Annotated in this window: 1 rRNA gene; it reads right to left on the bottom strand. The window is 52.0% G+C overall.

Annotated elements, in window-relative coordinates:
* Positions 1 to 1433, bottom strand: a 23S ribosomal RNA gene (locus AC07PE_RS27075); the annotation flags it as partial.

The raw sequence follows: 1433 nt of genomic DNA, 5'->3' as shown, positions 1-1433 counted from the left end.
GTGCTGTGTTTTTATTAAACAGTCGCAGCCACCAGTTTATTGCAACCCTTTCACCCTCATGGAGTAAACCAATCAAGTTACCGGGGCGTACCTTATCCCGAAGTTACGGTACCAATTTGCCGAGTTCCTTCTCCCGAGTTCTCTCAAGCGCCTTAGAATACTCATCTCGCCCACCTGTGTCGGTTTGCGGTACGGTCTCGTATGACTGAAGCTTAGAGGCTTTTCTTGGAACCACTTCCGATTGCTTCGCGCTACATGAGCGCTCGTCTCGACCCCTTGAATTCCGCGCCCGGATTTGCCTAAGCGCCTTCTATGAGTCAAAAACTAGCTATTCCAACAGCTAGACAACCTTCCGCGATCCGTCCCCCCATCGCATCATACGACGGTGCAGGAATATTAACCTGCTTCCCATCAGCTACGCATCTCTGCCTCGCCTTAGGGGCCGACTCACCCTGCTCCGATGAACGTTGAACAGGAAACCTTGGGCTTTCGGCGAGGGGGCTTTTCACCCCCTTTATCGCTACTCATGTCAGCATTCGCACTTCTGATACCTCCAGCATCCTTTACAAGACACCTTCGCAGGCTTACAGAACGCTCTCCTACCATATCGATTGCTCGATATCCGCAGCTTCGGTGACTGGCTTAGCCCCGTTACATCTTCCGCGCAGGACGACTCGATCAGTGAGCTATTACGCTTTCTTTAAATGATGGCTGCTTCTAAGCCAACATCCTGACTGTTTTAGCCTTCCCACTTCGTTTTCCACTTAGCCAATCTTTGGGACCTTAGCTGGCGGTCTGGGTTGTTTCCCTCTTGACGCCGGACGTTAGCACCCGACGTCTGTCTCCCAAGCTCGCACTCATCGGTATTCGGAGTTTGCAATGGTTTGGTAAGTCGCAATGACCCCCTAGCCATAACAGTGCTCTACCCCCGATGGTGATACTTGAGGCACTACCTAAATAGTTTTCGGAGAGAACCAGCTATTTCCAGGTTTGTTTAGCCTTTCACCCCTACCCACAGCTCATCCCCTAATTTTTCAACATTAGTGGGTTCGGACCTCCAGGGCGTGTTACCGCACCTTCATCCTGGCCATGGGTAGATCACCTGGTTTCGGGTCTACACCCAGCGACTGTCGCCCTATTCGGACTCGATTTCTCTACGGCTCCCCGATCTGGTTAACCTCGCCACTGAATGTAAGTCGCTGACCCATTATACAAAAGGTACGCCGTCACCCCACGAAGAGGCTCCGACTGTTTGTATGCACACGGTTTCAGGATCTATTTCACTCCCCTCCCGGGGTTCTTTTCGCCTTTCCCTCACGGTACTGGTTCACTATCGGTCGATTACGAGTATTTAGCCTTGGAGGATGGTCCCCCCATCTTCAGACAGGATTTCTCGTGTCCCGCCCTACTTGTCGTACGCTTAGTACCACCGT

Source organism: Telluria sp. GW821-FHT07G12, assembly GCF_059418525.1.
Note: the sequence above shows the minus strand (reverse complement) of the source record. Positions and strands in the feature narration are given on the sequence as shown.